Raw genomic sequence first — 26,935 nt, 5'->3', positions numbered from 1 at the left:
GCCCGACGAGTCAAAACGGATTCGAAAAATCCGTAAGAGCGCCTGGAAATCCGTAGCGTTTGCCGGGACATGGCTACTGTGCATGGGGTTGTTTTCCCATTTTTGTTGGAAGGGCTGGTCTTACCCCACCCACAGCTGTCATCCCCCGCGAAAGCGGGAGATCCAGTACGCCGCGGCTTCTCGGGGGCCCACGAACGTCTCTGGGATACTGGATCACCCGCCCCAGTGCGCAATTGCGCACGAGGCGGGTGATGACGGCGCAGAGTGCCACTGGCGCCGGGCTGAGCGGCCTGGTGCCAGTCCGACCGCCTGTTGCCGAGACCGCACACGTCCGAGCTTTCGCCGCGAGCCTCGTTGCCAACGAACGCCCGTTCACCCACTATTCGCTCTGACTCGACATTTGGGGGGATCGATGCCGGCGTTTCGCTTCAAGCAATCCTTGGCCGCTGCAAGCCTCTCGCTTGCCCTTGCTCTCGGCTTGGCCGTCCTGGTCCAACCCGGCGCCGGCTTCGCCTACACGCAGGAAGAGCAGCAGGCCTGCACGCCGGATGCGATGCGGCTGTGCGGCGAGTTCGTTCCGAACGTCGATGCCATCACCGCCTGCATGATCCAGAAGAAGTCGCAGCTCTCGCCGCAGTGCCGGGCGTTCTTCCGGTCGGGACCGGAGCGGGGCGAGGTCCGCGCCGGCAAGCCGACCAGCATCAAAAGCTCCCCGGCAAAGTCTGCGAAGAAGAGCACCAAGCCGGCGCCGAAGACGGCCAGGAAGAAGAACTCTAGCGAAGGCTGAACGCGGGGCGCTGCGTTCCTCGGCCGAAACTCATGCCCGGGCAGGATGGCCCGGGCATTTGCATGTTCGGGCATCAGCCACGCGACAGCCACCGGACTCCTTTTGTTCGCCTTCCCATGCGGACATTTGCGACAATTACGGTCGCGTTCGATGGCGGAGAGCTGCGAGAGGATTTGCGCGGTGAGGTTGCATGCCGTTTTGTCCCGCATTGCCGCCTGGAAAACGCACGATTACCGGCGTGAACGGCGTTTCATTGCAGTTTGTGTCGCAGTCGCTCACGGCAGTGTGACTCAAAAGCCAACACGTCTTGTTATTTCGTGGCGGCAAGGCAACTGCCGATAAATTTTTCTTTCCCGAATCAGTGTGGTGATTCATTTTCGCGGCCTGGGGTCAATCTGGAGGCCAAGGGTATGAACGTTATTGTTTTCGCATCGCGTAAAGGCGGCTCGGGCAAGAGTACCCTCGCCGCACATCTTGCTGCGCAGATCAAGGCGAGCAAGCAGGTCATGCTGGTGGACGCGGATCCGCAGGGCTCGCTCACGCTGTGGCACAAGCTGCGCGGCACCAACGAACCGCCGATCAAGGCTGCCGTGAACTCGGTCAGCGGCATCGTCTCCGCTGCCAAGCGCGACGGTTATGAATGGGTGTTGATCGACACGCCGCCGAACCTCTCGGCCGTCGTCGACGACGCGATCAAGAACGCGACGATGGTGGTCATTCCGGCGCGGCCCGGCGTGTTCGACGTCAACGCGGTGCAGGAAACCATCCAGATGTGCCGTGCGGCGCGCAAGCCCTACGCGGTCGTGCTCAACGGTGCGCCGGCCAAGCGCGACGAGGCCGAGAGCCCGATCGTCACCATCGCCCGCGAGGCGCTGGCGAAATTCCGCGCTCCGGTGTGGGGCGGCCAGATCACCAACCGTTCTGATTTGTTGATGGCGCTCAGCCACGGCGAAGGCGCGCGCGAATATCAGGCCGAGAGCCGTGCGGCCCAGGAAATCGCAAGGCTGTGGGCGGCGATCGAGCGTTCAGTGAAGGCTATTCGCGGCACGGCGTCGGCTTCCGGCGCAATGCACAAGCAGGCGGCATAATTTTCATAATTCATTCCCCGGACGGAAAACGCGCGAATGTCGCGCGTTTTGCGTTTGTGGGGATCACTATGAAAGCTACGCCACCATCAGCATGTAGAACACGATGACCGGCGACAGGGTGAGGATCACCGACCAGATGCCGGCGGCCCAGAGAATGTCCTCGGTGGTAAAGCTCTGCTGTCCGGCGTCGTAATGCGACACCACTTCATTCTGAGTATTCACGAAACGCCCCCGCGATTTCTTCGCTTAATCACGTCAGTGATAGGCGGGATGTTTTAAGATTCCGCGTCGCGATCTCGCGCGCATTCGAACACAGGTGCTACCACGGATTAACCATCCGCGCGGGTGCGCGCGTCAGCCGACCAGCCAGACGCGAAACAGCAGCACCGGCATCAGGCCGAGCATCACCGCCCAGAACCCGAATGACGACACCACCAGAATTGCCTGCAAGAGATCGGCGGGCGCGAATTGGCTCGCGGCCGTAGGCCGGGTGCGTTGCCCCATGGTGATTCCCCCTCCGGAAGACCTTGAACGACAACGATAGGCCCGATTGCGTAAACGAGCCGTGGATGCGCCATGCGGCGGATGCGAAGGCCGTTCGCCTGCGGTTAACTACGGCGGCGTCTTACCCTCCCAAAAATTGAAACGTTGTCGAGCAGACACGACGCTGCCTTCCCTCTCCCCTTGTGGGAGAGGGTGGCTTGCCGCGTTAGCGGCGAGACGGGTGAGGGGTATCTTTCGGCGAATACGGAGCGCGTGGAGGCAGACCCCTCATCCGGCGCTTCGCGCCACCTTCTCCCGCAAGGGGAGAAGGGGCAGCGCGTGCCCGAAGAGGAAGCGGCTACGCCGCGACTTTCATCCGCCGCTCGATCTCGCGGTCGATCGTCGCCGCGAGCTCGCTGCCGATCTCGACCATCGGCAGGCGCACTTCGGGGCTGTCGATGAGGCCGCACCGCCACAGCCAGTACTTCGCCGGCGCCGGGCTCGGCTCGGTGAACAACAGCCGCGTCAGTTCGGCGACCTCGTGCCAGCGCGCCTGCGCCGCATCGTAATTGCCGCGCTTCACCTCGGCATACACCGCCGCAAACGTCGCGGTCTCGACATGCGCCGACAGCACGATGCCGCCGTCGGCGCCGTCGGTGAGTGCCTCGAAATAGTTCGCATCCTCGCCGGTGAGCACGCGAAAGCCCTTCGGCCGGTCACGCAGCAACGCGATGGATTGCTCACGGCTCGCGCCGCAGTCCTTCAGCCCGATGATGTTTGGATGCTCGGCGAGCCGCAGCATGGTCTGGTTGGTGATGTTCACCGAGGTGCGATAGGGGATGTTGTAGAGCGCGATCGGCCAGGCGGCGTGATCGGCGAGCGCCTCGAAATGCGCTGACAGGCCGCGCTGCGAGGGCCGCACATAATAGGGGCTTGCGATCAGATAACCGTCGATCGGCCAGTCCGCGGTCTCGTCGAGGCGATCCTTCAGCCGCGACGTATCCGCGCCTGACAGCCCGAGGCAGATCGGCAAGCTTCGGCGGCCCGCCGCCATCTCGTCGCGCACGATGGCGACGAGCCGCTCGAGCTCGGCCTCGCGCAGCGTCATGCCTTCGCCGGAGGTCGCCCCCAGGATGAAGCCGTCGACGGCCTGTGCGCTGTAGTGCCGTGTCAGCCGCCGCAGCGACTTCTCGTCGAGCGCGCCGCCCTGAAACGGCGTCACCAGCGGCAGCCACAGCCCGTGCAAATGTTCCTGTAGTCCGGTCATATTCCATCTCCTTCTCGGGAAAAAAACCTGAGACGGAGGGCACATGAAAAAACCCCGTCCAGGCGGCGGGGTTTTCGGGATTTGCTTGCGATGACGAAGTTGTACTAGCGCGCGCAAAAATCCGAGGCCCCGGGATGGGGGCCTTTTTTCGAGACGATTGCGCACGACTTCGTGATCATTCGTAAATGATGCGGGGTATGCGTGGAACTGTCAATACACGCGGAACGCGAAGGCCGAACAGGGCAGAAAAAAAGCCGGACCCAGAGGGCCCGGCTTAAGGTATTGGCCACGTGAGGCCGACACAATCACCTTCCAAGAGGGATTACTGAACTCCCGCGCCACTGGAGGAGGGGGACAAATGCGCAACGCGAAGGCTCAGCGTGCAAGCAGTATGAGCTTGACGAGCGGCATGCAGCAACAGCCGAGGCCGCATGTCAGACATGCGGAAATCAGGACGGCCAGCGCTGCGCCTTGCTCACCACGAAGTCGCGGAACACCTGCACGCGTGCGACCGTCTTCAACTCCTCGGGATAGACGAAATAGGTGTCGAGCTGGATCGAATCCGATTCTCCGAACAGCTGCACGAGGCGGCTCTGTTCTTCGATCAGATAATCCGGCAGCGCGGCGATGCCGAGGCCCTGCTGGCAGGCGCGGACGAGGCCGAGGATGTTGTTGACCTTGAAGTAGGCTTCGCGCGGGCCCGAGCCGTTGCGTCCCGCTTCGATCAGCCAGTTGCGGTTCTGCAAGTGCGGCGCGAAGCTGCCGTCGGAGAGCGTGATGATGCGGTGGGAGTCGAGCTCCTCGAGCGTGCGCGGCGTGCCGAAGCGCTTGATGTAATCAGGCGAGCAATAGGCGTGGAAGCCCATCGCGAATAGCTTGCGCTGAATCAGATCCGGCTGCGTCGGCTTGCGGGTGCGGATCGCGACGTCCGCCTCGCGCATCGACAGGTCGAGCTCCTCGTCGGTGACGATCAGCGAGATCCGGATCTCCGGATAGAGCGCGGTGAATTCGCCGAGCCGCGGGATCAGCCAGTTGATGCCGACGCCGGGCGTGGTCGTGATCTTGAGGTCGCCGCTCGGCCGCTCGCGGCTGTCGGTCAGCTTGGCGCGCGCCGCCTGCAGCTGCATGAACACGTCATGCGCGGTGCGGAACAGGAGGTCGCCCTGCTCGGTGAGGATCAGGCCGCGGGCGTGGCGGTGGAACAGCGAGACCGAGAGCTCCTGCTCCAGCGCCGAGACCTGGCGCGACACCGCCGATTGCGACAGGCCGAGCTGCTCGCCCGCATGCGTGAAGCTGCCCGCTTCCGCCGCCGCGTGAAACACCTTCAGCTTGTCCCAATCCATATCCGTAAATCCGTCGCGTGTTCGAGGCATGATCTTATTCCGCTGCGGCGCGCTCGCTGGCGCGCAGGGCCAGGAAACGTTCGGCTTCGAGTGCTGCCATGCAGCCGAGGCCGGCGGCCGTGACGGCCTGGCGATAGGTCTCGTCGGCGACGTCGCCGGCGGCGAACAGGCCGGGCACCGAGGTCGCGGTCGAGTTCGGTGCGACCTCGACATAGCCCGAGGGCTTGAGCTTGACTTGGCCCTTCACGAGCTCGGTCGCCGGTGCGTGTCCGATGGCGATGAAGACGCCGTCGGTCCGCACATCGGTCAAGGCACCGGTCTTGACGTTCTTCAGTCGCACATGGGTGACCTTGTTCGGGTTCTCGGTGCCGCAGATCTCGTCGACCGCCGAGTCCCAGACCACCTTGATCTTCGGGTGCTTGAACAGACGCTCCTGCAGGATGCGCTCGGCGCGGAAGTGATCGCGACGGTGCACGATGGTGACCTGCGAGGCATGGTTGGTGAGGTACAGGGCTTCCTCGACCGCCGTATTGCCGCCGCCGACCACCACGACTTCCTTGCCGCGGTAGAAGAAGCCGTCGCAGGTGGCGCAGGCCGACACGCCGCCGCCCTGGAATTTCCCTTCGGACGGCAGCCCGAGCCAGCGCGCCTGGGCGCCGGTGGCGAGGATGACGGCGTCGGCGAGATAGACGTCGCCGCTATCGCAGGTGAGGCGGAACGGCCGCTGCGTGGTATCGAGCTTGACCACCAGATCGGTCTTGATCTGGGTGCCGACGTGAAGCGCCTGCTTCTCCATCTGCTCCATCAGCCACGGGCCCTGGATCACGTCGGCGAAGCCCGGATAGTTCTCGACGTCTGTGGTGATGGTGAGCTGACCGCCCGGCTGGATGCCCTGGATCAGGATCGGCTCGAGCATCGCGCGCGCGGCGTAGATCGCCGCCGTGTAGCCGGCGGGGCCGGAGCCAATAATCACGACCTTTGCATGAACAGGAGCGGACATTTCGATGGACGCCTTTCACGGGGGATTTGCAGCGCGGGCGCGGAACGTGCCGGGAGGCCTCGCGGAGGCGCTGAAATATCAGAGCTAATCTAAGCCTTCTGGTGAGCTATGCAAGAATTGCATTCCCTGTCGGCGGATTTTTCCAACAGGGAACAAAAGTCGATTGCGCTGCACGCGCAATAAAATTGCGCAATCGCTGCGGACTGGCTATGAGGATTGCGGCAAACCCACCAATACCGCCGCAAAGGCCAGGAGTTCCAATCACGTGTCGCGGAACCTAGACGAGATCGACCTGAAGATTCTCACCGAGATCCAGGCCGACGGTCGAATCACCAATGTCGAGCTGGCCAAGCGCGTCGGCATCTCGCCGCCACCTTGCCTGCGCCGCGTCCGGGCGCTGGAGGAGGAGGGGTATATCCACGGCTATCGCGGCCTCCTGGACGCCCGCAAGCTCGGCTTCGACGTCACTGTGTTCGCCGCCGTGCACTTGTCCAGCCAGGCCGAGGCGGATTTGCGCGCCTTCGAGGAGTTCGTCCGCGCCGAGCCGCTGGTGCGGGAATGCTGGATGCTGTCGGGCGAGGTCGATTTCATCCTGAAATGCGTCGCCCCCGACATGGCGACCTTCCAGGATTTCGTCACCCACCTGACCGCCGCGCCGCATGTGCGCAACGTGCGGACCTCGCTGGTGCTGCATAACTCGAAATACGAGGCCGCGGTGCCGCTGGACGTGAAGGGGCGGCGTTAACTCGCTCCGCTCTCGGCTCCGGACGCAGCGCTGCGCTCGCAGCGACGAGAGGGGCGAGGTCAAAAGCACCCAGACACAAAAGAGGCCGCGCACCGCGCGGCCTTTTTCTAGACGTCACGCGCAGCGGCAAATCCTTACCGCCACTCCACCTTGGTGATCTCATACGCCTTGGCGCCGCCGGGGGCGTTGACCTCGACGGTCGAACCCTTCTTCTTGCCGATCAGCGCGCGCGCGAGCGGCGAGGTGATGGAGATGCGGCCCTTCTTGGCGTCGGCCTCGACCTCGCCGACGATCTGCCACACCGTCTTCTTCTCGGTGTCCTCGTCGACCAGCGTCACGGTGGCGCCGAACTTGATGGTGTCGCCGGACAGCTTGGAAATATCGATGATGTCGGCGCGCGCGAGCTTGTCCTCGAGCTCGGCGATGCGGCCTTCATTGTGGGACTGCTCTTCCTTCGCGGCATGATATTCCGCGTTCTCCGACAGGTCGCCGTGCGAACGCGCTTCCGCGATATGCTCGATGATGCGCGGACGGTCCTCGGACTGGCGCTTCTTCAATTCTTCCCCGAGCGCGGCAAATCCGGCCGAAGTCATCGGAACCTTTTCCATCTTCTCTCTCGTCCTTCGATCGTGCGCCCCAGAAAGCAGATGGGCGCCGCAACCTTGATTCGTCGGTCTTCCGGAGCCCAACGCATGGGGCCGCCGAAGCTGACAGATATGGGCTTGGCAACGGAACAGAACCGCCACAATGGCCGGACAGTTCCTGCGGCCATTGTGGCTTCATTGCCAATCACTTAGCGGAGGCTTCACCGCCGCTAGCGATCAGGTTTCCGAAAAGTAGCTCTGCAGGGTACGAACCTCAAGGTCCCCGCCCAGATAGGCGCGGATGCCCTGCGCGGCCGCCACGGCCCCGGAAAGAGTGGTGTAATACGGCACTTTATGCAAGAGGGCCGCGCGCCGCAGCGAACGGCTGTCGGCGAGCGCCTGCGGGCCTTCGGTGGTGTTGAGGACGAGCTGGACGTCGCCATTGGTGATGGCATCGACGATGTGCGGCCGCCCCTCCAGCACCTTGTTCACCTTCTCGGTCGGGATGCCCTGGTCGGTCAGGAAGCGTGCCGTACCCGATGTCGCCAGCACCTTGAAGCCGAGCGAATGCAATTCGCGAACGGCCTCGGCGATGCGCGTCTTGTCGCTCTCGCGAACCGAGACGAACACAGTGCCCTTGCGCGGCACCCGCGTGCCGCCGCCGAGCTGGCTCTTGGCGAATGCGACCGCGAAGGAGCTGTCGATGCCCATGACCTCGCCGGTCGAGCGCATCTCGGGGCCGAGCACCGTGTCGACGCCGGGGAAGCGTGCGAACGGAAACACCGATTCCTTCACGCCGACATGCTTGAAGTCCGCCTTCTTCAGCTTGAAGTCGGCGAGCTTCTCGCCGGCCATGATGCGCGCCGCGATCTTGGCGACCGGCGTGCCGACCACCTTGGCGACGAAGGGCACCGTGCGCGAGGCGCGCGGGTTGACTTCGAGCACGTAGATCTCGCCGTCCTTGATCGCGTACTGCACGTTCATCAGGCCGACGACGTCGAGCCCGAGCGCCAGCTCACGCGTCTGCCGCTCCAGCTCCTCGATCATCTCAGGCTCGAGCGAGTGCGGCGGCAGCGAGCAGGCGCTGTCGCCGGAATGGATGCCGGCTTCCTCGATGTGCTCCATGATGCCGACGATGAAGGTGTCCTTGCCGTCGCAGAGGCAATCGACGTCGATCTCGGTCGCGTCGGACAGATAGCGGTCGAACAGCAGCGGGTTCTTGCCGAGCACGGTGTTGATCTGCCCGGTCTTGTCGTTCGGATAGCGCGCCTTGACGTCGGCCGGCACCAGCTCGGGCAGCGTGCCGAGCAGATAGTCGTTGAGCTGGTTCTCCTCGCGGATGATCTGCATCGCGCGGCCGCCGAGCACGTAGGACGGTCGCACCACCAGCGGCAGGCCGAGATCGGCGGAGACGAGTCTTGCCTGCTCGACCGAATAGGCGATGCCGTTCTTCGGCTGCTTCAGCCGGAGCTTGTCGAGCACGCGCTTGAAGCGGTCGCGGTCTTCGGCAAGGTCGATGGCGTCGGGCGAGGTGCCGAGGATCGGCACTTCGGCGGCTTCCAGCGCACGCGCCAGCTTCAGCGGAGTCTGGCCGCCGAACTGCACGATCACGCCGTGCAGCGTGCCGTTCGAGCGCTCCTTCGCGATGATCTCCAGCACGTCCTCGGCGGTGAGCGGCTCGAAATAGAGCCGGTCGGCGGTGTCGTAGTCGGTCGACACCGTCTCCGGGTTGCAGTTGACCATGATGGATTCGTAGCCGGCGTCATGCAGCGCGAAGCAGGCATGGCAGCAGCAATAGTCGAACTCGATGCCCTGGCCGATACGATTGGGCCCGCCGCCGAGGATGATGACCTTCTTCTTGTCCGACGGCGAGCTCTCGTCCGCAGGTGCGCCTGCAAACAGCGCCTCATAGGTCGAATACATGTAGGCGGTGGGCGAAGCGAATTCGGCCGCGCAGGTGTCGATGCGCTTGTAGACCGGACGAACGCCGAGCGCGTGGCGCTTGGCGGTCACCTCGGCTTCCGTCGTCTCGGCGAGCACGGCGAGCCGCGCATCGGAAAAGCCCATGGCCTTGAGCGTGCGCATGCCGAAGGCGTTGCCCGGCAGGCCGTTCTTCCGGACCTTCTGCTCCATGTCGACGATGCCGCGCATCTCGCTGAGGAACCACGGATCGATCTTGCAGGAGTTGAAGATCTCCTCGTTGGTCCAGCCGAGCCGCATGGCCTGGGCGACCTGAAGGATGCGGTTCGGCGTCGGCGTGCCGAGCGCGGCGCGGATCGCGTTCTTGTCGTCGTGCTGGCCGAGACCCTCGATCTCGATCTCGTCGAGGCCGGTGAGGCCGGTTTCGAGCCCGCGCAAGGCCTTCTGAAGGCTTTCCTGGAAGGTGCGGCCGATCGCCATGACTTCGCCGACCGACTTCATGGACGTGGTCAGCGTGGTGGAAGCGCCGGGGAATTTCTCGAAGGCGAAACGCGGCACCTTGGTGACGACGTAGTCGATGGTCGGCTCAAAGGAGGCCGGCGTGGCGCCGCCGGTGATGTCGTTGGCGATTTCGTCCAGCGTGTAGCCGACCGCGAGCTTGGCGGCGACCTTTGCGATCGGAAAGCCGGTGGCCTTCGAGGCCAACGCGGAGGAGCGCGACACGCGCGGGTTCATCTCGATCACGACCATGCGGCCGTCTTCGGGATTGACGCCGAACTGCACGTTGGAGCCGCCGGTCTCGACGCCGATCTCGCGCAGCACCGCCAGCGAGGCGTCGCGCATGATCTGGTATTCCTTGTCGGTCAGCGTCAGCGCCGGCGCGACCGTGATGGAATCACCCGTGTGCACGCCCATCGGATCGAGGTTCTCGATCGAGCAGACGATGATGCAATTGTCCTTCTTGTCGCGCACGACCTCCATCTCGTACTCTTTCCAGCCGAGTACGGATTCCTCGATCAGCACTTCGTTGGTCGGAGACGCGTCCAGGCCGCGCTCGATGATGTCGAGGAACTCTTCCTTGTTGTAGGCAATGCCGCCGCCGGTGCCGCCCATCGTGAAAGAGGGGCGGATGATCGCGGGCAGGCCGATCTCGGACAGTGCCATCAGCGCCTGTCCCAGCGCATGATCCTGATAGCGCTTGCGGCGGTCGCTTTCGCCGAGCGTCCACTGCCGCTCGAGCTCTGCGAGCTCCGCACCGGACGCCTTCGCGCGCTCCGCCTGGTACTTGTCGCGGAAGGACTTCTTCAGGTCGGAGGCGTTGGCGAGCCGCGACTTCGGCGTCTCGAGCCCGATCTTGGTCATGGCCTCGCGGAACAGCTGGCGATCCTCGGCCTTGTCGATCGCGTCCGCGGTGGCGCCGATCATCTCGACGTCAAACTTCTCCAGCGTGCCCTGCCGGCGCAGCGACAGTGCGCAGTTCAGCGCGGTCTGTCCGCCCATGGTCGGCAGCAGCGCGAAGCCGCCGGGAATGACGTGACGTTCCTTCTCGATGATCTTGGCGACGATCTCGGGCGTGATCGGCTCGATATAGGTCGCATCGGCCAATTCCGGATCGGTCATGATGGTGGCCGGGTTGGAATTGACGAGGACGATGCGATAGCCCTCTTCCTTCAGCGTCTTCACCGCCTGGGTGCCCGAATAGTCGAACTCGCAGGCCTGGCCGATCACGATGGGACCGGCGCCAATGATCAGGATGGTCGAGATGTCGGTACGTTTAGGCATCACCGCTCGCGGGCTGGAATCTGGGCACAAAAAAAGGGCGCGCTTGCCGCGCGTCCCCTTGTGCGAGAGCGCGGGGTCTCCCTCGCGCGCGGGTGGGTCTTAGACCAGATTCCGGGGCGGCGAAACCCCGAAAAACGCCCATCAACCGGCAATTTTGACGGGTTTTGGCCGTGCCTGCCAGCCACGGGCGAGGTGCACCAGCAGCGAGGCCGCAACGCTCGATCCGCCGATCCAGCCAAGGTCGGTCGGCGAGAGGGTGGCCAGCACCGCGCCGCCCAGGGCCCCGCCGATGGCGAAGCCGAGATACATGGCGGAGGCGTTGAGCGAGAGCGCGATCATCGAGGCCTGCGGCTCGATCCGGATGATGCTGGCGATCTGGGCCGGATAGAACGCCCATCCCGAGATGCCCCAGAGGAAGATCGCGCCCAGCACCGCGTAATGGGCCTGTCCGGGCATCAGCTTCAGGACCAGCGAATGCAGGATCAGGGCGCTGGCCATGCCGGCGAGGCCGAGGGCGGCGGTGGCGAGCGTCCCGAGCCGGTCGGCCAGGATGCCGCCGAGCAGGTTGCCGATCGCCGCCGCGCCGCCGAACACCAGCAGCGCAAGACTGATTTGCGTCGCATCGAAGCCGAGGCCGCGCAGCGGGACCGCGAAATAGGTGAACACGGTGAAGCCGCCGAGCCCCCATAAAATCGTGATCAGAAGCGCGGTCAGGACATGGCCGTGACGCGCCACCGCCAGCCGTTCGCTGAGCGAGGCGGTGTTGCGCGGCAGACCCTTGGGCAGGCCGAGCAGAAGCCCGGCGAGCGCGACGGCGCCGATCAGGGCCACCATGGCGAAGGTTGCGCGCCAGCCGAGCAGGCTGCCGACCAGATTGCCGAGGGGAACACCGATGACGGTCGCAACCGTGAGGCCCGACGTGACCAGCGCCACCGCACGGCCGCGCCGCTCGGGCGCGGCGACGGCGACCGATACGGCGAGCGCGGTGGGCATGCACAGCCCGGAGCCCAGCGCCATCAACATGCGCGAGGCCAGCAGCAGGGCGTAGTCGGAGGCCACCATCGCGGCGAGATTTCCGGCGATGAAGGTCGAGAGCGCCAGGGCCAGCACGGTCCGGCGATCGATGTTGTTGAGCGCCACCGCCAGGATCGGCGAGCCGACCGCATAGGTGAGGGCGTAGGCGGTCACGAGTTGCCCGGCGGCCGAGACCGAAATCGTGAGGTCCGTGGCGATCGCCGGCAAAAGCCCTGCAATGACAAAGCCTTCCGTACCGATCGCAAAGGCCGCCAAGGCCAGCCAGAACACGCTCATTGGATGATATCCCTATGTTCAACGTTTATTGAACTATTGAATGCGGTGGATGTAGAGTCAATTGGTTCAAGAACTATTGAACATTGCGGCCGCTTCGCTATCATTCCCGGGTCATGAGCCGCACGCCTCTCCACCCCACCCGCGAGCAGATCGAGCTGCCGATGGTTCTGGATTGCCTGAGCGATCCGATCCGGTTGGCGATCGTCTATCAGCTCGCCCAGCAGGAACGTGTCAGCAGCGAACTCTGCTGCGGCGACTTCAACGCGCTCAGCGGCAAGTCGAATCTCGCCTATCACTTCGCCAAGCTGCGCGAATGCGGCCTGATGCTCACGCGCGTGGCGGGAACCAACCGCTTCATGCGGCTGCGCCGCGAGGATCTGGATGCACGCTTTCCGGGATTGCTCGATGCCGTGATCAGCTCTGCGGCAAAGGATGCCGAGCGGCTTCAGCTGCTCCCCGCGTGCGAAACGATGGAAATGGATTGAGCTTCTGGAGTGGACAGTCCGTCTTCGCTCTCGCGTCGCTCAAGCTACGCCGGACACGCTTCCTCCCTGCGGATCTTGCGTGGCTGCGCCACGCGTAGCCCCGCAGGAGCGAAGCGTGGAGACCCGGCCTGGATTTGAACCAGGATAAAGAGCGATGCACCGCCCTCGCGTAGACGCTTCCGCCACCGGGCCGCGCCGATCTTTACCGATCGGCAGGTAACAAGCCACCTCGGGCAATCGTTATGCTTAACGAACCAGAGGCGGCCGCGCGATGAAAGTCATGCGCCAGCGATTATGGCCGATATTGGTGTGGGCGCGCTGGACAGCGAAACCGGCCGCGGTCAGCTTGGCGACGATCTCGTCCTCGCTATAGCGCTGCAGCCCGATGCGCGTGCGCAGATGACGATAATCTGACAACGCGGTGCTGATCAGCCCGATCAGCGCGTCTTTCAGGAAGCCGTGACGCAGGCCGAAGCTGAGCAGCGCCATCACATCCCTGAACATGCCGACGTTGGGCTGCAGGATATCTCCGAGCACCAGCTTGCCGGACGGTGTCAGCAGCCGCCGGATGCTGATGAGCGCAGCATCGAGCTCCTCCGGCGCCATGTATTGCGCGACCGAGTTCATCACCACGAGGTCGATGGACTGGTCCTGCATCTTGCGGACGTCGTCGAGCGAGCGGACACGGATTTTTGTATTCGGGGCAAATCGCGCGATCAGCCGGCCGCGCACGCCGGGGGCGGGCTCGGCGAGGATCAGCTTGCCGCAGCTAGCTGCCACCTGGGTCGCCGACAGCGCCTCGCCGCAGGCATAGTCGAGCACGGTCGCCTCGGGCGACGAGATGTAGCCGATGATGTCCCGCGCGATGATCTGGAAGTGCAAATCGCGATGCAGCTTGCTGACATAGATCGTATGCGTGGAGTCGTAATAGTCGATCCAATCGTCCATGATATCCGAGGGTCCCGGCCAAACGGTTCCGTTGAAGGAACCGGCGCTGCCCGCCTGCGTTAGGGGTGCGGCGGCGCGCCGTCAATGTCCGCGTCCTAACAGGAAGGTTTCCCGTGAGCAAAGCCCCCAGCAAGGTCTCGCCCGATCTCGATACCCCCACCGATCTGTCGCCAGATGGTGTCAAGAAGGTCTCGGAGGCGCTCAACGTGCTTCTGGCCGACGCGTTCGCGCTGTATCTGAAGACCAAGAATTTCCACTGGCACATCAGCGGCCGGCATTTCCGCGACTATCATCTGCTGCTCGACGAGCAGTCCGACCAGATCTTCGCCACCACCGACCAGCTGGCCGAACGTGTCCGCAAGATCGGCGGCACCACGCTGAAGTCGATCGGTCAGGTCGCCAAACTCCAGACCATCAAGGACAACAATGAAGACTACGTCCCGCCGCGCGAGATGCTGCGCGAGCTGATGCAGGACAACAAGCACGTCGCGAGCGCGATGCGCAAGGCGCACGAGGTGTGCGACGAGGCCGGCGATGTCGCCAGCGCCAGCATCCTCGAGAACTTCATCGACGAGACCGAGCGCCGCACCTGGTTCCTGTTCGAAGCCACCCGCCAGGAAGGCGGCAACGAGGCGTAGGAAGGATGCGTAGGGTGGGTTAGCCGAAGGCGTAACCCACCACGTCTCCGCGGAAACGGAAGAGGTGGATTACGCTTCGCTAATCCACCCTACGGCACCGCGCTCTTGTCTATCGCCACAACCTCATCAGCGCCCCATCCTTGCCCGTCACCGGATCGGCCGGCGGCAGCGCGACCTCCGGAATCGTCTTCAACGCCCTGGCGTGGTTCTCCGGCGTGGCCCGCGTCACCACCATGTTCGCGCCGGGCGGGTAGGCGCCGATGATGCAGAAATCACTGCTCGCCTCGATGCACTGATGCCCTGTGCCTGCGGGCAGGATCGCAACGTCACCCGCCTTGATCTCCAGCTCCTGCCCGTGGTCGCCACCGAAGCGAACGCGGGCGCTGCCACGCGCAACGCCAAGCACCTCATGCACCGTCGCGTGATAATGCAGATAATCATAGACGCCATTGCGCCACGTGCCGCCCCAGCCGTTCGCTTCGAACAGGTTTTCGATCGTCTCTTCCGGCTGCCTGGAATCGAGCTTTACCGCACCCTGGTAGACCAGGAACGGGAGGATGTTGTTCGGCACGAGCCCATCATCCTCGAAGACGATGGCGAGCGGCTCGGCCTTGTCGCGGACGACGGACATGATGGGGCTCCTGCGTGAGCGTAGCAGGGATCAACGAGGGCCGTCAGCCGACGTTCCTCAATGACAAGAGCCCGGGACCAGGCCCGGGCTCGATGTCGTCAAGGGAGGCGCAAGAGAGCGCCTTACGCGCTCTTCTTCTGCCGCATCAGATCGGCAAAGCGCTGAAACAGGTAGTGCGAGTCGCGCGGGCCTGGCGAGGCCTCGGGGTGGTACTGCACCGAGAATACCGGCTTGCCGTCGAGCTGGATGCCGCAATTGGAGCCGTCGAACAGCGAGATGTGGGTCTGCGTCGCGCCCTGTGGCAGTGTCGCCTCGTCCACGGCAAAGCCGTGGTTCATCGAGGTGATCTCGACCTTGCCGGTGGTCTCGTCCTTCACGGGGTGATTGGCGCCGTGATGGCCCTGATGCATCTTCTTGGTCTTGGCGCCGACGGCGAGGCCGAGCATCTGGTGGCCCAGACAAATGCCGAAGGTCGGCGTGCCCGACTTGATGACGTCCCGAATGACAGGCACCGCGTATTTGCCGGTCGCGGCCGGATCGCCCGGTCCGTTCGACAAAAACACGCCGTCCGGCTTCATCGCCAGAATGTCGTCGGACGAAGTCGTCGCCGGCACCACCGTCACCTTGCAGCCGACGCCGGCGAGCAGGCGCAGGATGTTGCGCTTGATGCCGTAGTCGATGGCGACGACGTTGAACTCAGGCTTGTCCTGGCGGCCAAAGCCCTTGTCCCACAGCCAGGGGGTCTCGTCCCAGGTGAAGCGCTGGCCCGAGGTGACCATCGGCACGAGGTCCATGCCCTCGAGGCCCGGCCATTCGCGCGCTTCTTCCTTCAGGCCATGCAGGTCGAACTCGCCGTTCCTGGCGTGCGCGATCACCGCATTGGGCATGCCCTTGCTGCGGATCAGCGCGGTCAGTGCGCGGGTGTCGATGCCGGAGAGGCCGATGATGCCGCGCGTCTTCAGCCACTGGTCGAGGTGCTTGGTGGCGCGGTAATTCGAGGGATCGGTGATCGCGGTGCGCAGGATCACGCCGCGCGCGCCGGGTGTCGCGGCCATGTTCACCGTCTCGATGTCGTCCTCGTTGGTGCCGACATTGCCGATATGCGGGAAGGTGAAAGTGATGAGCTGGCCGGCATAGGAGGGATCGGTGAGGATCTCCTCATAGCCGGTCATCGCGGTGTTGAAGCAGACTTCACCGACGGCGTGGCCTTCGGCGCCGAGACCAAAGCCCTCGAGCACCGTGCCATCGGCGAGCACGAGGAGCGCGGTCGGTTTATGGTCCGGCCAGGCGGTATCGTTTTCATGTTGTGTCATGAGCGCGTTTCATAGTCGCCGCGGGCGCGTCCGTCAAAGCGGCAAAGCAGGGATTCACATGCGTTTTTGCATATTTGACAGGTCCCCTCAGGCACTTAAGCTTGGCAGAATAATTTCCGGCAATTTCCTGGGCTTGCGAGGCAATAATGGACCAGACCACCCCGCTTCTGCTGGTTCCGGGGCTGGCCTCCTCGGCCCGGATTTACGCCCCGGTCATCCCGGCGCTGTGGCGGTTCGGCCCGGTGATGGTTGCCAACCATATCCGCGACGACAGCATGGCGGCGATCGCCGCCCGCGTGCTGAGCGAGGCGCCGCCGCGCTTTGCGCTCGCCGGCCATTCCATGGGCGGCTACATCGCGCTCGAGATCATGCGCCAGGCGCCCGAGCGGGTTTCGAGGCTCGCGCTGATCAACACCCAGGCCCGGCCCGATACGCCGGAGGCGACCGCGCGTCGCCGCGGCCTGATGGAGCGTGCCAGGCGCGGCGAGTTGCAGGCGGCGCGCGAGGAGATGTTTCCCGAGCTGGTGCATCCTTCGCGCCGGGACGACGTATCGATCCGCCAGCTCGTGCATGAGCAGGGCGAGGACGTCGGCGTCGAAGGCTATCTGCGGCAGCAGACCGCGATCATCGCGCGGGTGGATTCGCGGCCGACGCTGGCGACGATCAAATGTCCGACTCTGGTGCTGACCGGTGATCAGGACAACACCATTCCCAACGCGTTCTCGACGGAGATGGCGGAGGGCATTGCCGGCGCGAAGCTGGTCGTCCTCCGCGATTGCGGACATCTGCCGCAGCCGGAGCAGCCCGAGGCAACGACGCGAGCGCTGGTCGAATGGCTGGGAACCCCGGTTGTCTCGGGGCCGCGAACGGCCTAGATCAGGCGTCGGATATTCGAAGGGATCACGATCATGCTGCGCGACGACATCAACAATGCGGTCAAGGAGGCCATGAAGGCCAAGGACGAGCGCAAGCTGTCCACGCTGCGCATGGTCAACTCGACCATCAAGAATGCGGACATCGATGCGCGCGGGCAGGGCAAACCGCCGCTGTCGGACGCGGACCTGCTCGGCGTCTTTCAGAAGATGATCAAGCAGCGCCAGGAATCGGTCGAGCTCTACGACAAGGGCGGCCGCGCCGAGCTCGCAGCCCAGGAGCGCGAGGAGATCGCGGTGATCTCGGCGTATCTGCCGAAGCAGATGTCTGAGGACGAAGTGAAAAAGGCGATCGCGGACGCGATCGCCGAGACGGGCGCTGCCGGCATGAAGGACATGGGCAAGGTGATCGCCGTGTTGCGGGCGAAGTACGCCGGCCAGATGGATTTCGGCAAGGCCAGCGGCCTGGTGAAGGCCGCGCTGTCGGGCTAGCTCTTTCTTACCCTCTCCCCTTGTGGGAGAGGGTGGCTCGCCGCGCAGCGGCGAGACGGGTGAGGGGTTTCTATCCGCGTGCTGCCCTTCTCACGACATGAGTTCGCGGAAACAACCCCTCATCCGGCGCTTCGCGCCACCTTCTCCCACAAGGGGAGAAGGGGCAGCTGTAATGCCGCATCAATCCGGTCTACTCTCTCCCGACAGAAACAATCGGGGGGCAACCGATGACCGGCGCCGTCACACCGTTTCGCATCGCCATCAGCGACGACATCCTCACCGACCTCAAGTCGCGCCTTGCCCGCACGCGCTGGCCGGAGGCGGAGCTCGTTGACGACTGGAGCCAGGGCGCACCGCTGAAATGGATCCAGGAGATCTGTGGCTATTGGGCGAACGGTTATGACTGGCGCGCCCGCGAGGCAAAGCTCAACCGCTTCGCGCAGTTCACCACCGAGATCGACGGGCTCGACATCCATTTCCTGCATGTGTGCTCGAAAGAAGCAAACGCGCTGCCGCTGATCATCACCCATGGCTGGCCCGGCTCCATCGTCGAATTCCAGAAGGTGATCGCGCCGCTGGTCGATCCTGCCGCGCATGGCGGCAATCCTGCGGATGCGTTTCATGTGGTGTGTCCCTCGCTGCCGGGTTTTGGCTTCTCGGCAAAGCCGGAGAGCACCGGCTGGGGCGTCGATCGCATCGCCGCGACCTGGGCGAAGCTGATGCATCGGCTCGGCTACGCGCGATACGGCGCGCAGGGCGGCGACTGGGGCTCTGCCGTGACGACCTCGCTCGGCGCGCAGGACGCCGAACACTGCGCCGGCATCCACATCACACTCGCCTTCAATTCGGCGCCGAAGGTCGAGGGCGAGCCGACGGCGGAAGAGAAGCGCGCACTCGCCGGCCTCAAGCATTATGTCGATCTCGATTCCGGCTATTCCAAGCAGCAATCGACGCGCCCGCAGACGCTCGGCTATGGCCTGACGGATTCACCGAGCGGGCAGGCGGCCTGGATCCTCGAAAAGTTCTGGGCCTGGACCGATTGCAATGGCCATCCCGAAAACATCTTCACCAAGGACGAGCTGCTCGACAACGTCATGCTCTATTGGGTGACGGAGACGGCGACATCCTCCGCGCGGCTCTATTGGGAAAGTTTTGGCAGGCGCCGGACGACGCCCAAGGTCACCGTGCCGACCGGCGTCGCCGTGTTCCCCAAGGAGATCATCACCCCGGTGCGGCGCTGGATGGAGCCGAACTTTCCAAATATCACGCATTGGAGCGAGATAGAGAAGGGCGGGCATTTCGCCGCGTTCGAGCAGCCGGAGCTGTTCGTGCGCGATGTCCGCAAGTTCTTCGCGTCGGTGCGGTAGCCGCGCAACTGGGCCGTCATGGCCGGGCTTGTCCCGGGCATCCACGAGCTTAGACTAGGCACAAGAAAACGAGTGCGTGGATGGCCGGAACAAGCCCGGCCATGACGCCGAGACCGTGGAAACGCCGGGCCATGCTGACCGAAGCCGCAACCTACGACGAGCTCTATCGCAACTTCCGCTGGGATGTCCCAGCGCGCTTCAACATGGCGGAGGCGTGCTGCGACCGTCATGCCGACGGCACCGGCCGCCTCGCGTTGGTTTATGTCGACGAGAACGGCTCCACCACACGCACGTCCTTCGACGAGGTCGCCGAGATGTCGCGCCGCTTCGCCAATGTGCTGAAGGCGGATGGCCTTGCGCGCGGCGACCGCGTCGCGGTGTTCCTGTCGCAGTCGCTGGAATTGCCGATCGCGCATATGGCGGCGTTCCGCTCGGGCCTGATCTCGATCCCGCTGTTCGCGCTGTTCGGCGAGGATGCGCTGGAATTCCGCCTGTCGAATTCGCAAGCGAAGGCGATCATCACCGACGAGGCGGGCTGGGAGAAGCTCACGAAGATCCGCGACCGGCTGCCCTATTTGCAGGACATCTATATCACGAGCGGCGCCGTCCACGCCGGCGCAAAACCGTTCTGGTCGGCGATCGAAACCGCATCCGAGGACTTTGCGACCGTCGACACCTCCCCCGACGATCCCGCACTGATCATCTACACCTCAGGCACGACGGGCAATCCGAAGGGCGCGCTGCATGCGCACCGCGTCGTGCTCGGGCATCTCCCCAATGTCGAGATGTGCCACAACTTCCTGCCGCGGCCCGGCGATCTGATGTGGACACCGGCGGACTGGGCGTGGATCGGCGGCCTCGTCAACGGCCTGTTCGCGTTCTGGTACCACGGCATCCCCCTGGTCGGTCACCGCGCGCGAAAATTCGAGCCGCAGGCGGCGATGCAGATGATGGCCGATCTCGGCGTCCGCAACGTCTTCCTGCCGCCGACCGCGCTGAAGCTGATGCGGCAGGCCGGCGTGAAGCATCCTGGCGTCAAGCTGCGCAGCATCTTCACCGGCGGGGAATCGCTCGGCGGCGAGCTGCTGGGCTGGGTGCGCGAAACCTTCGGCATCGACGCGCATGAAGTGTTCGGCCAGACCGAGTGCAACCTCGTGATCGGCAGCAATTCCAACCTGTTTCCGATCCGCCCGGGGTCGATGGGCAAGGCGACGCCGGGCTTCGATGTCCGCATCGTCAACGACAAGGGCGAGGAGCTGCCCTCGGGGCAGCGCGGCATCATCGGCGTGCGCCAGCCATGCCCGTGCACGATGATCGAATATTGGCGCAATCCGGAGGCGACGGCGAAGAAATATGCCGGCGAATTCCTGCTGACCGGCGATCTCGGTATCCAGGATGAGGACGGCTATTTCTGGTACGTCAGCCGCGAGGACGACGTCATCACCACCGCCGGCTATCGCGTCGGCCCCTCCGAGATCGAGCACACGCTGATGAAGCATCCGTCGGTGGCGATGGCCGCCGTGGTCGGCATTCCCGATCCGATCCGCACCGAATCGATCAAGGCCTGGATCGTGCTGCGCCCGGGCTTTGACGCAAGCGACACACTCGCCCGCGAGATCCAGGAATTCGTCAAGGTGCAGCTCGCCGCCCACGAATATCCGCGCTTCGTCGAGTTCGCGGAGACGCTGCCGATGACCGCCACGGGCAAGGTGCTGCGGCGCGAGTTGCGGGCGAGGGGTTAGGTCTTTCAATTCGGCGCAATCGGAACAATGGCAAAGACGTCTCAAGCCGCGGGGCTTCACCGCGCCTCTCTCGACAAGCTGCACGATCTCGATGCGGCCCTCGAGCTCATGTATTACGGCTGGCGCGGGATGACGCTCGAGGCCGACGACTATCTTGCGAAACAGGGCCTGTCGCGCCCGCACCATCGCATCCTCTATGTGGTGGCGCGCCGGCCCGACATCGCGATCGGCGCGCTGATCGAAGTGCTCGGCATCTCCAAGCAGGCCCTGAACCGTCCGCTCAATTTGTTGCTGGAGCGCAAGCTCCTGACGTCGAAGCGCGCACCCGAGCAGCATCGCTCCAAGCTGCTGCGCCTCACGGCTGCGGGGCAGAAGGTCGAGCAAACGGCTTCGGGACACGAGCGCAAAGTGATGCGCGAGGCGTTCGACCGCGTCGGGGCACCGGGTGCGGCGGCATGGATGGCCGTCATGGGGGCGATCGCCGACAACAGCTGACGTTTTCTTCAAGTCAACATGGTTGACATGAGGGGCGGGCTTTGCCACTTTCCCGGCCAACGAGCCGGGGGAGGGCTCCGCCATGAGCGGATGGAAGATGGATCGCGCGGCCGCCGAACGCTTTGTCGCGGCCTGGTGCGCAAGCTGGTGCCGGGTCGATATCGACGCGGTCGTCGCGCATTTTGCCGACAATGCGCAGATGCGCAGTCCTCTGGCGTTGACGTTGACCGGTTCTCCGGTCGTCACGGGCGCCGAGAACATCCGCGCCTATTGGCGAAAAGCCTATGGTCACATCGAGAGCGCCGACCTCAAGATCCTGAACTGGAGCTGGGACGAGGCGATCGCGCGGCTGACGGTGTGGTGGCAACTCGGCGACACCCGCGCCAGCGAATTCATGGACTTCGACGATGCGGGCCGTGTGGTGCGCAGCGAAGCCTTCTACGGAAAATAGTCATGCACCTTTCGGATTTCGTCCTGCTCCTCAATGCGCTCTGGTTCGGCGGCGCGTTCATCCAGTTCAGCATTGCGCAAGCCAACACGCTGAAGATACTTTTGCCGCGCGAAGAGCGCAGCAATCCGATCGCGCCGACGCTGGCGGCCAGCGTGGCGTTCCTGGGCGGGATGAATCTGCCGATCGGGCTTTTGTCGTTCTATCTTCTGGCCGCTCGTCCGCCGTTCTTCCAGCCGGTCGAGGCGCAGCTCGTGCTGTTCCTGTTCTTTGCGGCCTGCCACTTCAGCCAGTTCGCCTACAACGTTCCGGTCCTGATGCGCGGAGGGCGCGTCGGGGTGGCCTACTGGCCCGTGCTGAAGGGCCCGATGCTGAGGATCTTCGTCATCGACGCGGCTCTGTTCATCGCCAATCTTGGCGTGGCGCTTCTCCTCGCGTCGCGCTCCTGACCGGCAACGTCCCGCGGCGCGAGCCTACCGCCCCGTCCCTGACAGGGTGGCCCGCAGCATCGCGGCGAGATCCTGCCGCCGGAACGGCTTCGTCAGAATGCGCGCGTCGTCGACCCCGTCGGGCGTCTTGACGGGATGTTGGCTGTAGCCCGAGGTGAAGAGCACCTTGAGCCCGGGCCGCAAGCCGGTCGCTTGCCTCGCAAGCTCCGGCCCGAACATGCCGCCGGGCATCACGACGTCGGTGAACAGCAGGTCGATGTCGCCGGGTCGCCGCAACAATTCGAGCGCCTCGCGACCGTTCGACGCCGTGATGACGCGATAGCCGAGCGTCTTCAGCTCGCTCTCGACATAGGCCCGAACCATGTCGTCGTCCTCGACGACGAGAATGGTCTCGCTTCCGTCGCGGGCGACGATCCGTTCCGCGGGCGAGGGATGCTCGTTTGGCGCCGTCGCAAGGCGCGGAAAGAACAGCCTGACGACGCTGCCCTGTCCCGGTTCGGACTGCATCTGCACGACGCCGCCGGATTGTCGCACAAACCCGTAGACCATGCTCAGGCCGAGCCCGGTGCCCTTGCCGACCTCCTTGGTGGTGAAGAACGGCTCGAACGCCCGGGTCGCCACCTCGGCGGTCATGCCGCTGCCGGTGTCGGTCACGGCCACCATGACGTAGTCGCCCGGCCGCGGCTCGCCGTTGACGTCCAGGTCGGATTCACCGAGCGAGGCGTTGCGCACCTCGATCGTCAGCTTGCCGCCGAGCGGCATGACGTCGCGCGCGTTGAGCACGAGATTGAGCAGCGCAGTCGCCAGCTGGCCGGGATCGACGCTGCTCAGCCACACATCCGGTTCGAGGACGAAGGTGCACTCGATGTGCTCGCCCAGCGGGCGGCGCAGCAACTGCTCCATCTCGTGAATCTTCCCGGCGATGTCGATGTCTCGCGGCTGGAGCGGCTGCTTGCGGGCGAAGGCGAGCAGGCTCCGCGTCAGGTCGGAGCCGCGCTCGGCGGCGGTCGCGATGTCGCTGGCGATCCGGTGCAAGTCCTTGTTGCCCGCCAGCCTGTCGGCGAGATGCTCCGAATTGCCGAGAATGACGGTCAGGAGATTGTTGAAATCGTGCGCCACGCCGCCGGTGAGCTGGCCCATCGCTTCCATCTTCTGCGATTGGCTGAGCTTCTGGTTGAGGTCTGCGATGGCAGTGCGTTGCTGCTGGAGCGACTCGGCCGTGTCGTTGAGCAGGGTCATCAGTCCGCCCAGCTCTCCGCGCGGATGGGGCGAGGGAATTCGTGCGCTGAGGTCGCCGAGCCCGAGCTTCTTCGCCATCGTGGCGAGCCGTCCGATCTGGCGTCCGACGCTCACGGTCGCAAGGATCCAGACGGCCGCCAGCAGCAGCAGCGAGGCCACCGCGAGGATCGCCAGATCCTCGTAGAGCCGGCGATTCGCCGTCGCGACCAATCCGTCCTTGGACCGTCCGACCATGATGTAGAGGCCGGCATCGCGGGTCGAAGGCGAGCGGGCCACGGCCCAGACCTGCGTGCGGCCCTCGCGATCTGTCAATTCCTGGAACGTCTGCTGATCGGGAGCGGCAGCGAAGCGGAACAGCTCGGATCCCGCGATCGACGCGCCGACCGGCTCGGTCCAGCCTGCTCCGGAAGGGGCGACCAGAACGGTGCCTTTGCGGTCGATGAGCACGACCTCCTTTTCGGCGAGCAGCCGCTTGTGATGATCTTCTGCGAATTTACGCAGGTTGAACGAAGCGAGCAGGATCGATTTCAGCGCGCCTGCCTCCGATCGCACCGGATATGCGATCTGGAGCACCGATATTCCGGTGAGCCGGCCGAATACCGGCTCAAGCACGACGCCGCGCGAGACCAGGGCCTGCTTGAAATAGGCGCGATCTCTCAGATCGAGGGTACGGTTGGTCCGCAGCGAGTCGCAGAACAGGCTGCCGTCCGGATCGATGGTCAGGATTCCGGTGAACTGCGGGTACTCCTCGCGCACATCGGACAGGAACGCCGAGCAGGCCGCCTTGTCGCGCGTGTCGAGATCGCGGGCGCGGGCCAGACCATAGTGAAGCTGGGCAGTGCCTTGGATCTTCTCGTCCAGATCGTTGGCAATGTTGTTGGCCGACGCCGCCAGATCGGCCAGGGCCGCATTGATTTCACTGCTCCGGTTCTGCACGAAACGCAGCCCGACGAGGATCGCCGGCACCAGCATGGCCGCGATGACGAGTATCAGTAGCCGGGTACGCAAGTTCATCGATCGGGCGGTCCAATTTGGTCGTCGCGCGTGCTGCTTCGAAGATGCAATCTGCGGCACCACCCTCCGCTCAGTCCATAGGCATCGCGACGAAAAGGCCCTCGCGGGGAAAGATTTCGACTGCGCACATCGCGATGGTCCCCGGAAGGTCGCCACGAGGCCCTGTTGGGCCGGTGCCGGGGCGCTCCCCGGATACCGTCTCCCGCAATCAACGCGCGCGTGCGCGCGACGCCCGAGCGCGCTAGTATCGAGGTCGCGCGCGACGGAGATCGTGCCGGTGACGGGGAGGGAGTCGATGTCGATCTCGGGCAAAGTCGATCCGGTGGTGCGGCCCGTGGTGGCGACCGACATCGCCGAGGCGCTGGTCGAGGGATTGCGCGATTTCCAGGCGCTGCCGCTTTACGGGCTCTGCTTCGGCGCGCTCTACGCCGCCGGCGGCATCGGCATCATGCTCTGCCTCACCGCCTTCGGCATGGTCTATCTCGTCTATCCCCTTGCGGCCGGCTTTGCGTTGATCGGGCCGTTCGTGGCGATCGGCCTTTACGAAATCAGCCGTCGCCGCGAGCGCGGCGAGCCGGTCTCCTTCCGCGCCATCTGGCTGGCGATACGCGCGCGCAGCGAGATCGGCTGGATGGCCTTTGTCACGCTGTTCGTGTTCGTGATCTGGATGTACCAGGTGCGGCTCCTGATCGCGCTGCTGCTCGGCCTGCACGCCTCGTTCTCGAGTCTTCAGGAATTCATGACGGTGGTGCTGACCACGAATGAAGGCCTGTTGTTCCTCGCCATCGGCAATGCGGTCGGCGCCGCGCTGTCATTGATCCTGTTCTCGCTGACCGTGGTGTCGTTCCCGCTGTTGCTCGACCGCGAGGTCGATTTCGTCACCGCCATGGTGACGAGCGTGCGCGCGGTGGTGACCAGCCCGCTGCCGATGATCGGATGGGCCGCCGTGATCGTGATGCTGCTGATCGTCTCGGCGCTGCCGTATTTTCTCGGGCTGATCGTGACGCTGCCGGTGCTGGGGCACGCGACCTGGCATCTTTATCGGCGGCTGGTGGTTCCGGTGTCGTAGTCATATCGGCCTTCGCCGGGGCCACTCAGTGCCGTAGGGTGGGCACAGCGAAGCGTGCCCACCGGCCAGGCGTGGGCACGGCGCAAGGGCGCCTTTGCCCACCCTACGATTTCGAGCTCGCGGTAACCTACGGCGTCTTGATCCCCATCGCCTTGAGCGCATCCAGCATCCGCTGCGGCGGCCCCAGCTTGACGACGAGCGGCTTGCCCGTCTCGAGCACGCTCTTGAGACCCGACAGGATCGCAGGCCAGCCCGAGCGTCCGCCTGCAAGGATGTCATCGCTGAGCGGGCGGTCGTGGCCTTCGCTCATGGTGAGCCGGACCGCTTCGCCAACCGGTTCGATCTCGTAGGTGACGAGAGTCGGCCCTAGCTTCTCGATCAGCTCGGGCCAGTTGACGTTGAAGGTGACCGCGAGCTTTCGCGGCGGATCGTATGCGAGCACCTCGCCGCTGATATGCAGGGCGCCATCTGGTGTGCGCACGATGAACGCGCCGCCGAGGCGCGGCTCGACCTCGACGGTATTGCCGAAGAAATATTGCCGGCTGAACTCGGCCGAGGTCAGCGCCTCCCACACCTTCTCCGGCGTCGCAGCGATGTAGATGGTGTAGACCGTCAGCGGTTTGAACTGTTCGATGTTCATTTTGCGTCGAATCCCTTGTTGAGCGCGGCGCGGGGAATAACCAGCACCTTGCCTCTCTCCAGCAGGCTCTTGAGCCCGGACAGGATCGCCGGCCAGCCATTGGAGACGGCGCCGAGATATTTGCCGCCTTCGACGAAGCCGTCGTGCAACACGGTCAAACGCACGAGCGAGCCAAAGGGTTCGATGGTGAAGACGACACGCGAGATCGGCTCACCGCGCAGCTCCTCGAATTTCTGGTGCTTGAAGCTGTAGGACAGGCGGCGCGGCGGATCGGCCTCCAGGATCTCGCCGGAATCGGTGACCTCGCCGTCCAGCGTGAGCGCGAAGGGCGAGCCGATCTTCCAGTCCGACCGGACCTCGGCGCCGAACCAGTATTGCTTCGTGAACTCGCTCGACGTCAGCGCCTCCCACAGCTGCTCCGGCGTGGTCTCGATATAGCTCACATAGACGAATTGGGGCTTACTCATCGCGCTTCTCCAACTGACGTTTCAACTCGCTGAGTGCGGCGAGCTTGCCGCGCTCGAATTTCTTGATCCAGCGTTCGCCGATCTGATGGATCGGCACCGGGTTGAGATAGTGCAGCTTCTCGCGGCCATGCCTGATGGTCGTGACCAGATTGGCCTCTTCGAGAATGATAAGGTGCTTGGTCACGGCCTGGCGGGTCATCGACAGGCCTTCGCAGAGTTCGTTCAGGGTCTGGCCGTTTTTGGTGTGAAGCCTGTCCAGCAGCGAGCGTCGTGACGCGTCGGCGAGCGCTTTGAAGACCTCATCCATGGCAACGAT

Annotated in this window: 29 protein-coding genes; 14 read left to right on the top strand and 15 right to left on the bottom strand. The window is 64.4% G+C overall.

Features of this window, described 5'->3' with window-relative positions; translation table 11 throughout:
- The first annotated feature begins 251 nt into the window (after positions 1-251).
- The 3 genes from NLM25_RS38915 to NLM25_RS38905 all read left to right on the top strand — a co-directional run bounded on the left by NLM25_RS38915 (position 252) and on the right by NLM25_RS38905 (position 1,875).
- On the top strand, positions 252-392 hold the full coding sequence (locus NLM25_RS38915; protein ID WP_254140404.1) for a hypothetical protein: 141 nt from the start codon (positions 252-254) through the stop codon (positions 390-392).
- Between the two features lie 20 nt (positions 393-412).
- Positions 413-787: a hypothetical protein gene (locus NLM25_RS38910; RefSeq protein ID WP_254140403.1), complete on the top strand. Its 375-nt coding sequence runs from the start codon at positions 413-415 to the stop codon at positions 785-787.
- Between the two features lie 410 nt (positions 788-1,197).
- Positions 1,198-1,875, top strand: a complete 678-nt coding sequence (locus tag NLM25_RS38905) for a ParA family protein (RefSeq protein ID WP_025032179.1) — start codon at positions 1,198-1,200, stop codon at positions 1,873-1,875.
- A 75-nt stretch (positions 1,876-1,950) separates the two neighbouring features.
- Here the strand turns inward: NLM25_RS38905 and NLM25_RS38900 are convergent, their stop codons facing one another.
- From NLM25_RS38900 to trxB, 5 genes are all read right to left on the bottom strand, one after another.
- Positions 1,951-2,097, bottom strand: coding sequence for a hypothetical protein (locus NLM25_RS38900; RefSeq protein ID WP_254123201.1), 147 nt, complete (start codon positions 2,095-2,097; stop codon positions 1,951-1,953).
- Positions 2,098-2,229: 132 nt separating this feature from the next.
- The gene (locus NLM25_RS38895) at positions 2,230-2,379 is read right to left on the bottom strand and encodes a hypothetical protein (RefSeq protein ID WP_254140402.1); all 150 of its coding nucleotides are present in this window, start codon (positions 2,377-2,379) and stop codon (positions 2,230-2,232) included.
- Between the two features lie 337 nt (positions 2,380-2,716).
- Positions 2,717-3,625 carry a 4-hydroxy-tetrahydrodipicolinate synthase gene (locus NLM25_RS38890; protein ID WP_254140401.1) on the bottom strand — a complete coding sequence of 303 codons (909 nt, stop codon included), beginning with the start codon at positions 3,623-3,625 and terminating at the stop codon, positions 2,717-2,719.
- Positions 3,626-4,074: 449 nt separating this feature from the next.
- Positions 4,075-4,998: a LysR family transcriptional regulator gene (locus NLM25_RS38885; protein ID WP_254123197.1), complete on the bottom strand. Its 924-nt coding sequence runs from the start codon at positions 4,996-4,998 to the stop codon at positions 4,075-4,077.
- Between the two features lie 4 nt (positions 4,999-5,002).
- The gene (gene trxB, locus NLM25_RS38880; RefSeq protein WP_254140400.1) at positions 5,003-5,968 is read right to left on the bottom strand and encodes a thioredoxin-disulfide reductase; all 966 of its coding nucleotides are present in this window, start codon (positions 5,966-5,968) and stop codon (positions 5,003-5,005) included.
- A gap of 265 nt (positions 5,969-6,233) precedes the next feature.
- On the opposite strand from trxB, the gene NLM25_RS38875 reads away from it, so the two are divergent.
- The gene (locus tag NLM25_RS38875; protein ID WP_027547667.1) at positions 6,234-6,713 is read left to right on the top strand and encodes an Lrp/AsnC family transcriptional regulator; all 480 of its coding nucleotides are present in this window, start codon (positions 6,234-6,236) and stop codon (positions 6,711-6,713) included.
- A gap of 134 nt (positions 6,714-6,847) precedes the next feature.
- On the opposite strand, the gene greA is transcribed toward NLM25_RS38875, so the two are convergent.
- From greA to NLM25_RS38860, 3 genes are all read right to left on the bottom strand, one after another.
- The gene (greA, locus tag NLM25_RS38870) at positions 6,848-7,321 is read right to left on the bottom strand and encodes a transcription elongation factor GreA (protein WP_027547666.1); all 474 of its coding nucleotides are present in this window, start codon (positions 7,319-7,321) and stop codon (positions 6,848-6,850) included.
- A 213-nt stretch (positions 7,322-7,534) separates the two neighbouring features.
- Positions 7,535-10,999 carry a carbamoyl-phosphate synthase large subunit gene (carB, locus tag NLM25_RS38865; protein WP_254140399.1) on the bottom strand — a complete coding sequence of 1,155 codons (3,465 nt, stop codon included), beginning with the start codon at positions 10,997-10,999 and terminating at the stop codon, positions 7,535-7,537.
- A gap of 141 nt (positions 11,000-11,140) precedes the next feature.
- Positions 11,141-12,310, bottom strand: coding sequence for an MFS transporter (locus NLM25_RS38860; protein ID WP_254140398.1), 1,170 nt, complete (start codon positions 12,308-12,310; stop codon positions 11,141-11,143).
- Between the two features lie 113 nt (positions 12,311-12,423).
- Here NLM25_RS38860 and NLM25_RS38855 point away from each other — a divergent pair, with 113 nt between their 5' ends.
- Entirely contained in the window at positions 12,424-12,795 is a 372-nt protein-coding gene (locus NLM25_RS38855) for a helix-turn-helix transcriptional regulator (RefSeq protein WP_254140397.1), read from the top strand.
- A gap of 246 nt (positions 12,796-13,041) precedes the next feature.
- Here NLM25_RS38855 and NLM25_RS38850 read toward each other — a convergent pair whose 3' ends face one another.
- A complete protein-coding gene (locus NLM25_RS38850) occupies positions 13,042-13,743 on the bottom strand; it encodes a class I SAM-dependent methyltransferase (RefSeq protein WP_254140396.1) in 702 nt (233 codons plus the stop codon).
- 113 nt (positions 13,744-13,856) lie between these two features.
- Here NLM25_RS38850 and NLM25_RS38845 point away from each other — a divergent pair, with 113 nt between their 5' ends.
- Positions 13,857-14,381 (top strand): Dps family protein, encoded by a 525-nt coding sequence (locus NLM25_RS38845; protein ID WP_254123191.1) that lies wholly within the window; start codon positions 13,857-13,859, stop codon positions 14,379-14,381.
- 109 nt (positions 14,382-14,490) lie between these two features.
- Here the strand turns inward: NLM25_RS38845 and NLM25_RS38840 are convergent, their stop codons facing one another.
- Both NLM25_RS38840 and carA read right to left on the bottom strand, forming a co-directional pair.
- The gene (locus tag NLM25_RS38840; RefSeq protein ID WP_254140395.1) at positions 14,491-15,012 is read right to left on the bottom strand and encodes a cupin domain-containing protein; all 522 of its coding nucleotides are present in this window, start codon (positions 15,010-15,012) and stop codon (positions 14,491-14,493) included.
- Between the two features lie 122 nt (positions 15,013-15,134).
- A complete protein-coding gene (gene carA, locus NLM25_RS38835) occupies positions 15,135-16,325 on the bottom strand; it encodes a glutamine-hydrolyzing carbamoyl-phosphate synthase small subunit (protein WP_254123189.1) in 1,191 nt (396 codons plus the stop codon).
- A gap of 146 nt (positions 16,326-16,471) precedes the next feature.
- Here carA and NLM25_RS38830 point away from each other — a divergent pair, with 146 nt between their 5' ends.
- The 7 genes from NLM25_RS38830 to NLM25_RS38800 all read left to right on the top strand — a co-directional run bounded on the left by NLM25_RS38830 (position 16,472) and on the right by NLM25_RS38800 (position 22,190).
- The gene (locus NLM25_RS38830) at positions 16,472-17,200 is read left to right on the top strand and encodes an alpha/beta fold hydrolase (RefSeq protein ID WP_254140394.1); all 729 of its coding nucleotides are present in this window, start codon (positions 16,472-16,474) and stop codon (positions 17,198-17,200) included.
- 33 nt (positions 17,201-17,233) lie between these two features.
- Positions 17,234-17,689: a GatB/YqeY domain-containing protein gene (locus NLM25_RS38825; protein WP_254140393.1), complete on the top strand. Its 456-nt coding sequence runs from the start codon at positions 17,234-17,236 to the stop codon at positions 17,687-17,689.
- Between the two features lie 227 nt (positions 17,690-17,916).
- Positions 17,917-19,056 carry an epoxide hydrolase family protein gene (locus NLM25_RS38820; RefSeq protein ID WP_254140392.1) on the top strand — a complete coding sequence of 380 codons (1,140 nt, stop codon included), beginning with the start codon at positions 17,917-17,919 and terminating at the stop codon, positions 19,054-19,056.
- A gap of 131 nt (positions 19,057-19,187) precedes the next feature.
- Positions 19,188-20,798: an acyl-CoA synthetase gene (locus NLM25_RS38815; protein WP_254140391.1), complete on the top strand. Its 1,611-nt coding sequence runs from the start codon at positions 19,188-19,190 to the stop codon at positions 20,796-20,798.
- A 27-nt stretch (positions 20,799-20,825) separates the two neighbouring features.
- The gene (locus NLM25_RS38810; RefSeq protein ID WP_254123184.1) at positions 20,826-21,293 is read left to right on the top strand and encodes a MarR family winged helix-turn-helix transcriptional regulator; all 468 of its coding nucleotides are present in this window, start codon (positions 20,826-20,828) and stop codon (positions 21,291-21,293) included.
- 82 nt (positions 21,294-21,375) lie between these two features.
- The gene (locus tag NLM25_RS38805) at positions 21,376-21,744 is read left to right on the top strand and encodes a nuclear transport factor 2 family protein (protein ID WP_254123183.1); all 369 of its coding nucleotides are present in this window, start codon (positions 21,376-21,378) and stop codon (positions 21,742-21,744) included.
- A 2-nt stretch (positions 21,745-21,746) separates the two neighbouring features.
- On the top strand, positions 21,747-22,190 hold the full coding sequence (locus NLM25_RS38800) for a hypothetical protein (RefSeq protein WP_254140390.1): 444 nt from the start codon (positions 21,747-21,749) through the stop codon (positions 22,188-22,190).
- 24 nt (positions 22,191-22,214) lie between these two features.
- On the opposite strand, the gene NLM25_RS38795 is transcribed toward NLM25_RS38800, so the two are convergent.
- On the bottom strand, positions 22,215-24,443 hold the full coding sequence (locus tag NLM25_RS38795) for an ATP-binding protein (RefSeq protein WP_254140389.1): 2,229 nt from the start codon (positions 24,441-24,443) through the stop codon (positions 22,215-22,217).
- Between the two features lie 295 nt (positions 24,444-24,738).
- Here NLM25_RS38795 and NLM25_RS38790 point away from each other — a divergent pair, with 295 nt between their 5' ends.
- Positions 24,739-25,512, top strand: a complete 774-nt coding sequence (locus tag NLM25_RS38790) for a DUF2189 domain-containing protein (protein WP_254123180.1) — start codon at positions 24,739-24,741, stop codon at positions 25,510-25,512.
- A 127-nt stretch (positions 25,513-25,639) separates the two neighbouring features.
- On the opposite strand, the gene NLM25_RS38785 is transcribed toward NLM25_RS38790, so the two are convergent.
- Genes NLM25_RS38785 through NLM25_RS38775 form a run of 3 tightly spaced genes read right to left on the bottom strand, consistent with a single transcriptional unit; the run spans position 25,640 to position 26,926 of the window.
- The gene (locus NLM25_RS38785; RefSeq protein ID WP_254123179.1) at positions 25,640-26,152 is read right to left on the bottom strand and encodes an SRPBCC family protein; all 513 of its coding nucleotides are present in this window, start codon (positions 26,150-26,152) and stop codon (positions 25,640-25,642) included.
- Positions 26,149-26,619, bottom strand: a complete 471-nt coding sequence (locus NLM25_RS38780; protein ID WP_254123178.1) for an SRPBCC family protein — start codon at positions 26,617-26,619, stop codon at positions 26,149-26,151. The genes NLM25_RS38785 and NLM25_RS38780 overlap by 4 nt, the downstream gene beginning before the upstream one ends.
- Complete coding sequence (locus NLM25_RS38775; RefSeq protein WP_254123177.1) at positions 26,612-26,926, bottom strand: helix-turn-helix transcriptional regulator; 315 nt, start codon at positions 26,924-26,926, stop codon at positions 26,612-26,614. Before NLM25_RS38775 ends, NLM25_RS38780 begins: the two co-directional genes overlap by 8 nt.
- Positions 26,927-26,935: the final 9 nt, after the last annotated feature.

This window comes from Bradyrhizobium sp. CCGB01 (assembly GCF_024199795.1).
In the GTDB taxonomy this organism is placed as follows: domain Bacteria; phylum Pseudomonadota; class Alphaproteobacteria; order Rhizobiales; family Xanthobacteraceae; genus Bradyrhizobium.
The sequence above is the reverse complement of the archived record's forward strand: the minus strand, read 5'-3'. Positions and strand labels throughout refer to the sequence as shown.